Source organism: Mesorhizobium sp. M2A.F.Ca.ET.039.01.1.1 (assembly GCF_003998035.1).
GTDB lineage: Bacteria > Pseudomonadota > Alphaproteobacteria > Rhizobiales > Rhizobiaceae > Mesorhizobium.
This window is the reverse complement of the sequence record NZ_RZRY01000349.1, coordinates 1-6,715: the sequence shown is the minus strand read 5'-3', so window position 1 is coordinate 6,715 and position 6,715 is coordinate 1. Positions and strand designations below refer to the sequence as shown.

General features: G+C 63.6%; 7 protein-coding genes and 1 pseudogene. 2 read left to right on the top strand and 6 right to left on the bottom strand.

Features of this window, described 5'->3' with window-relative positions:
- The coding region (locus EOA24_RS23275; RefSeq protein ID WP_133374580.1) for an ABC transporter ATP-binding protein at positions 1 to 1,513 on the bottom strand (1,513 nt) is incomplete at its 3' end.
- A gap of 256 nt (positions 1,514 to 1,769) precedes the next feature.
- On the opposite strand from EOA24_RS23275, the gene EOA24_RS23270 reads away from it, so the two are divergent.
- Both EOA24_RS23270 and EOA24_RS23265 read left to right on the top strand, forming a co-directional pair.
- A complete protein-coding gene (locus EOA24_RS23270) occupies positions 1,770 to 1,979 on the top strand; it encodes a SlyX family protein (protein ID WP_126081396.1) in 210 nt (69 codons plus the stop codon).
- A gap of 22 nt (positions 1,980 to 2,001) precedes the next feature.
- Entirely contained in the window at positions 2,002 to 2,409 is a 408-nt protein-coding gene (locus EOA24_RS23265; protein WP_126081395.1) for a hypothetical protein, read from the top strand.
- A 106-nt stretch (positions 2,410 to 2,515) separates the two neighbouring features.
- Here EOA24_RS23265 and EOA24_RS23260 read toward each other — a convergent pair whose 3' ends face one another.
- From EOA24_RS23260 to EOA24_RS23240, 5 genes and pseudogenes are all read right to left on the bottom strand, one after another.
- Complete coding sequence (locus tag EOA24_RS23260) at positions 2,516 to 3,505, bottom strand: BMP family ABC transporter substrate-binding protein (RefSeq protein ID WP_095817026.1); 990 nt, start codon at positions 3,503 to 3,505, stop codon at positions 2,516 to 2,518.
- Positions 3,506 to 3,782: 277 nt separating this feature from the next.
- Positions 3,783 to 4,109 (bottom strand): hypothetical protein, encoded by a 327-nt coding sequence (locus EOA24_RS23255; protein WP_126081394.1) that lies wholly within the window; start codon positions 4,107 to 4,109, stop codon positions 3,783 to 3,785.
- A gap of 101 nt (positions 4,110 to 4,210) precedes the next feature.
- On the bottom strand, positions 4,211 to 4,912 hold the full coding sequence (locus EOA24_RS23250) for a DUF2569 family protein (protein WP_126081393.1): 702 nt from the start codon (positions 4,910 to 4,912) through the stop codon (positions 4,211 to 4,213).
- Positions 4,913 to 5,010: 98 nt separating this feature from the next.
- Positions 5,011 to 6,423: a bifunctional serine/threonine-protein kinase/universal stress protein gene (locus tag EOA24_RS23245; RefSeq protein WP_126081392.1), complete on the bottom strand. Its 1,413-nt coding sequence runs from the start codon at positions 6,421 to 6,423 to the stop codon at positions 5,011 to 5,013.
- Between the two features lie 18 nt (positions 6,424 to 6,441).
- A pseudogene (locus EOA24_RS23240) lies at positions 6,442 to 6,715 on the bottom strand (metallophosphoesterase); the annotation flags it as partial.

The following is a 6,715-nucleotide window of genomic DNA, read 5'->3' as shown; positions in this document are numbered from 1 at the left end:
GCTCGACGCCGGCCATCAGCAAGCCGAGTTCGCCTTCGGTCGCCTCGGGGCCGCGCTCGCCGACGACACGGCCGGCGAACATCACCAGGATGCGGTCGGAAAGCGAGCGGATCTCGTCGAGCTCGACCGACACCACCAGCACGGCCTTGCCCTGGTCGCGCATGGCGATCAGCCGCTTGTGGATGAATTCGATGGCGCCGACATCGACGCCGCGCGTAGGCTGGCCGACGATCAGCACGCCGGGGTCCTGTTCCATTTCCCTGGCCAGCACGATCTTCTGCTGGTTGCCACCGGAGAAATTGGCCGTCTTCAGCCGCGGATTGGCGGGGCGGATGTCGTATTTCTCGATCTTGTCCTTGGCGTCGGCCATGATGACATCGACGTCGAGGAACGGCCCCTTCAGATAGCGCTCGTCATCGTGATAGCCGAGGATGGAATTCTCGTTTTCCTCGAAAGCGAGCACCAGCCCGACATGGTGGCGGTCCTCCGGCACATGGGCCAGCCCGCGGTCGCGCAATTCGCCGGGATCGGCCTTGCCGGTGAGGTCGATCGGCTTGCCGTCGAGCATCACCTCGCCGGAGACCGCATGCCTGATGCCGGAAATCGCCTCCAGCAGCTCGGACTGGCCGTTGCCGGCAACGCCGGCAATTCCGACGATCTCGCCGCCGCGCACGTCAAACGAAACGTCGTCGACCATGGTGACGCCGCGCTGGTCCTTCACCGTCAGGTTCTTCACCGACAGTTTCACCGCGCCGGCTTCCGACTGGCCCTTCTCGACCCTGAGCAGCACGCGCCGGCCGACCATCAGCTCGGCCAATTCGCCGACCGTGGTTTCCTTTGTCGTCCTGGTCGCGACCATCGTTCCCTGGCGCATGACCGAAACCGTGTCGGTGATCGCCATGATCTCGCGCAGCTTGTGCGTGATGAGCACGATCGTTTTGCCCTGGTCCTTCAATTGCTTGAGGATGCGGAAGAGGTGGTCGGCCTCGGCCGGCGTCAACACGCCCGTCGGCTCGTCGAGGATCAGGATCTCGGCGCCGCGATAGAGCGCCTTGAGGATCTCGACGCGCTGCTGCAGGCCGACCGGCAGCTCCTCGATGACGGCGTCGGGATCGACCTCGAGGCCGTATTCGCGTTCCAGTCGGTCAAGCTCCGAGCGCGCCTTGGTTATGCTGCTCTTCAGCAGCGCATCGCTTTCGGCACCGAGGATGACGTTTTCCAGCACCGTGAAATTGTCGACCAGCATGAAATGCTGGTGGACCATGCCGATGCCGAGCGCGATGGCATCGTTGGAGGTGTGGATCGAAACAGGCTTGCCGCCGACGCGGATTTCGCCGCTGTCGGCCTGGTAGAAGCCGTAGAGGATCGACATCAGCGTCGACTTGCCGGCGCCGTTCTCGCCGACAATGCCGTGGATGGTGCCGCGCGCGACCTCCAGGTTGATGTCGCGGTTGGCGCGCACCGCGCCAAAGCTCTTGTTGATGCCTATGAGCTCAATTGCGGCTTGCGCCATGCAGCCTGTCCCACTCAGTATTTTTATCGCTTGGTCAAAATGCCTAGCATGATGCCCCGCTTATGCCAATCGGCCGTTCACTCTCGACAAATCCCCGCGCCCTTGTCAATTTCGAACCTGAGCAGGTTCCGCAAAAGTGTCCCGCGGTTTTGCGATCGGAACCTGCGAGAACCAACTGAGCATAAGCGGGTACTCGTGGGCATCCCACCAATATCTGCTTGGGTGAAGGCTTCATATTCGCAAGGAACGGTTTTGCATGGCCACGCCTGACGATCGGCTGACGACGCTGGAAATCCGCGCCGCCGAGCAGGAAAAGACCATCGAGGAACTGTCCGGCCAGATCGCCGAACAGTGGAAGGTGATCGAGCGCATGGAGCGCAAGCTTGCAGCCCTGACCAACCGGTTCCTTGAACTGGAGGAGCAGACCGCCTCCGACGTGCCGGTGAGCAAGCCGCCGCATTGGTGAGGAGCCATGGGAAAAGACGGCCATGTCCAGTGAAAGCGACCGCGTCGCCCGGGCCGGCGACTATGTCTTCGGCTTGATGAACGACAGAGAACGCGCCCGCGCCGAGCGCGACCTCGAGATCGATCCCGCCTTTCGCGACACGGTGCTGCGGCTCGCCGAGCGCCTGCGCGCGCTTGATCCCGCGGCGCCCGGAGCGCGCGGCAATCGCTGGGAGCTGGTCACGCAACGCCTTGCCGAACTGCCGCAGATGCAGGCGCGGCTCGCCGGCATTGCCGCTCCCGAGGCCGAACCGCCGCCGGTGATGATCCACCGGGTCGAGCGCAAACCCTACGGCGTCGGCCTGCATTCGCTTGGCGGCAGGCTTGGTTTTGTCATTGCGCTCGCCCTGCTGGCAGCCTTCGCGCTCGGCTATCTCGTCGGGACGTTATAGGATGTCGCCTTCGGCCACGGCTTCGATCGTCGGCCGCATCACCCCCGGCCAAAAACGAAACCGCCGTGCGCTGGCCCGGCGGTTTCAACCCTGCTTCAGCTGCCGATCAATAGGGGCACTTGTTGTCAGCGGTATAGTCGTGCACCTCGATCTTGCCGGCGATGATGTCGGCCTTGGCCTTTTCGACCGCTGCCTTCATCTCGTCGGTCACCAGCGCCTTGTTGTTGTCGTCCATGGCGTAGTCGACGCCGCCTTCCTTGAGGCCGAGATTCTGGAGGCCGCCCTTGAAGGTGCCGTTCTTGCCGTCCATGAAGGCGTTGTAGACGGCGACGTCGACGCGCTTCATCATCGAGGTCAGCACCTTGCCCGGCTGCAGGCCGTTCTGGTTGGAATCGACGCCAACGCCGAGCTTGCCGGCATCCGCCGCCGCCTGCAGCACGCCGACGCCGGTGCCGCCAGCCGCCGCGTAGACCACGTCGGCGCCCTGGTCGATCTGGGTCTTGGCGATCTCACCGCCCTTGGCCGGGTCGTTCCAGGCGGCCGGCGTGTCGCCGGTCATGTTCTGGATGACGTCGGTCGCACCTGCCGACTTGGCGCCGCCGACATAGCCGCATTCGAACTTGCGGATCAGCGGGATATCCATGCCGCCGATGAAGCCGACCTTCTTCGACTTCGATGCCATCGCCGCCAGGATGCCGACGAGGTAGGAGCCTTCGTTCTCCTTAAAGACCAGCGAGCGCACATTGGGCAGGTCGACGGCATCGTCGATGATGGCGAAGTTCAGGTCAGGATAGTCTTTCGCGACCGCTTTCAGCGCGTCCTCCCAGGCAAAGCCGGCCATGACGATCGGGTTGCGGCCGTCCTCGGCGAAGCGGCGCAGCGCCTGCTCGCGCTGCGAGGCATTCGAGACTTCGAATTCGACATAGGCGACGCCGGTTTCGGTCTTGAACTTCTCGGCGCCGTGATAGGCGGCCTCGTTGAAGGATTTGTCGAACTTGCCGCCCAGATCATAGAGGATGGCCGGCTGCACGTCCGCGGCGAAAGCCGGAAGAACCATTGCGGTTGCGGCCAGAAGGCCGAGAACGATACGTTTCATGTGATCCACACCCTGTCGGTTATTTTTCCGTTTTGCGCCGCCTGCCTGCCCGGTTCTCCGGCAGGCTGGCGATGCCAGGCAGGAAGTGTTTGCCCTTCCCGCTCGCGGCCAATCTGGCACGGCGCGAAACAAAATTCACGTGGATTTTTGACCTGTTGGAAAAAGCGGTTACCGGCGGTCCGGCACGGCTCTTTGAGCAATTCCAGGAAAAGTGAAGCGGCAGGCTCGGCGGTTTCGCCGTAGCATTCCGCCCGGAATAGCGTCGCAACAAGAGCCTTCAGGAACTTGGAGCGAATTCCGCGCCCCGGCGCCTGCGCCGGTAGCCAATGGCGTAGAGCAGGAAAGCAAGCACCGCGAACACGGCGAAACCAGGCTGCGCGAGCACCCAGGCGAAGGCGCCGTCCCACACCAGCGGACTTGCCTTGGCGCGCACGAAGCTCTCGAAGGCGGCCCGGGTATCCGGCGAGACCGCCAGCCAGCTTGCGTTGAGCGGCGTCATCACCAGCGAGGAGGCGGCGACCGAGCGTGTAGTGTCGATCACCGCCATGATGACCGAAATCGACAGCGCTATCATGGCTGCCAGCCGAAAGATGAAACGCAACATCGACGCTCTCCCCGGGAAGGCTCCCGTCTACCCCGCCATCGACATAGAGCGTGCGTGGTTCCCGCGCAATCGCGGCCCCCATGAAATTGACACCTTGAAATTTACCGAGCCCGCGGCGGCCCGCGCCGGTTGACCCGCCAGATTGCGAAAATGCCGCCGGCGATCGCGCCGACGATCAGGCCGCCCAGCCCGATGAAAGCGGCGAAAAATCCGCAGGCGCCCTCGAAGCAGCTCATATGCGTCAGGTCCGCGATCAGCGAACCGGCGAAGAACCCACCAAATGCGCCGATCACGCCGCCAAGGATGATGCCGAGCAGCGCGGCGAAGATCGAGACGAAGACCGGCGGCCGCTCGGTCTCCAGGTTGGCGTAGACCGTCTCTGCGCCGGCCCCGTTGCGCAGGAGATAGATACAGAGCAGGCCGACGGCGATCTCGGCGACGGTGAAGCCCAGCCCCTCGGCCGAGAACACGAAGTCGGACACCAGCAGCACATAGGCCTGGCGGACCAGGATCCATATGATGATGGCGACCTGCCAGATCGTGTAGTGGCGCGGGAAACGGGCCGATCGGTTGAAGGCGAGACCAAGCAGGTACAGCCCCCACAGAATGGTGATGACGCCGCCGGCGAGGCCGCCATAGATCAGGAAGAGGACGTTATCCGGCAGGCTGAAGTCGCCGATCAGCCGCCAGTTCGAGATCAGGCCATAGGCCGACAGGCCCATGACGATGACGAGCCAGGCCACTGGGATGAAGGAAAGCCCGCTGTCCGGCCGCCCCGCGGGTTGCTGGTCGATCGATGCCATGTCAGGACAATGCCCCTCGCAAAGCCCAATGCAATTCTGCAAGCAGTCGACAGGCAGGCAAGGCCGAAGTCAAGCTCGCTTGCAGAGCACCGACCACTTCACGGCGACAGCCGCCTTTCCTCCTCGACCGCTTTCAAGCGCACGACCGACACCGAGCAAAGGGCCCGCGCCACGACCTTGGTCGACACGCTGCCGAGGTGGCGGCGAATTGCCGAAGAGGATCGGGCGCCGACAACGATGTGCCCGACATCATTGTGCTCGGCATAGTTGAGGATCGCGTCGGCCGGACTGACCGCCTCCAGCACGTGATAGCTTATGCGGTCCTCCGGCAGATGCAGCGGACGCGCCCAGTCCTTCAGCGCGACCAGCCGCTGCAGATAGACAAGGCGCCCTGATTCATCGACATCCGGTGTCTTGCCGACAATCTCGGTCTTCAACACGGTCACGCAGGCCAGCCAGGAATCCGGACGTGCCGCAAGGACACGCGCGGTTTCGTTGCGAACCTCGCCGGCCAGCGCATCGCTTCCATTGGCAAGGTCGACCGCGGCCAAGACGATCGGCGGTCCGGCGCGCACTGCCGAGCTCGCCGCCTTGCCAACCAGCGACTTCTCGTCCGTTCTGCGGAAGAAGTTCCTGATCGCTCCCCAGGCCCGTTCCTTCGATGGCGCGCTCTTCCTGGCGACCACAACCTGATCGGGATTCCTGAGATCCGAAAGAACATGCGCCGCTTCGCCATAGCGCCTGGATCTATCGACTTCCATGCATCGAACAATGACGGCCTCCAGCCACCTCGGCACGGCCTTGTCGATGTCTCGCGGCGGCTTGGGCGCATGATAGAGCCTGCGCTTCATTCCCGCGAAGGTGGCCGGACGCCCGAACGGCTCCTCGCCGGTGGCGAGCTGATAGAGGATGCAGCCCAGCGCGAATATATCGCTTGCGGGATCGGACCTCTCGCCCAGCACCTGTTCCGGCGACATATAGGCTGCCGTGCCCATCGGCACGGAACTCTCTTCGCCGAGAAGGTCCGGAAGCTCCGCATGGCGGGCGAGGCCGAAGTCCAGGAGCACGGCGCCGCGCTCGGCCAGAATGATGTTTTCAGGCTTGAGATCTAGGTGGACGACCTTCTGGCGGTGCAAGGCGGCGAGCGCCTTCGCGATTTCCGCGCCGATCCTTGCCACCTCGTCCGGCGGCTGTGGCGCGCGGTTCGTCAGCTCCGCCAGACCGATGCCGGCGACGAACTCCATGGCAATATAGGGAACCTTCGCCAGGCTTCCGGATGCCGCGAAGCGTGGCACATGCGGACCCGACAGGCGTTTGAGGATCAGTTCCTCGGCTTCGAAGCCGAGAATGACGGAAACGTCTCCGCCCGGGTCGAGAAACGGTATCTTCAGCAGAAGCGGGAAATCGAAATTCGGATTTCTCGCGCGCCATAGCGTTGCCATGCCGCCGGATTGAAGCCGCTCGACGAGCTCGAAACCATCGATGCTTGCCCCTGCCTCGAACTTCTGCATCCATCGCCTCCAGGTTGACTAGCGGCCGATCTTCAAGCGCATGCCGAGCCACCCGGGCAAGCCTGACGCCTGAATCTTGCGGGCGGTTTCTTCATGATCGTAAGGAACGCGCACCATCGTCACCTCACGCCGTTCCGTGTCGAGAAGCGCGAAGCAGGCGGCCGGGTTGCCGTCACGCGGCTGGCCGACCGCCCCGACGATGACAAGATGCCGCCTAAGCTCGGACAAGGGCGCCCCCACATTGTCCAGCGGCCGAAAATGAACCGGCCGTCTGCCGGGCAAAGCATAGTAA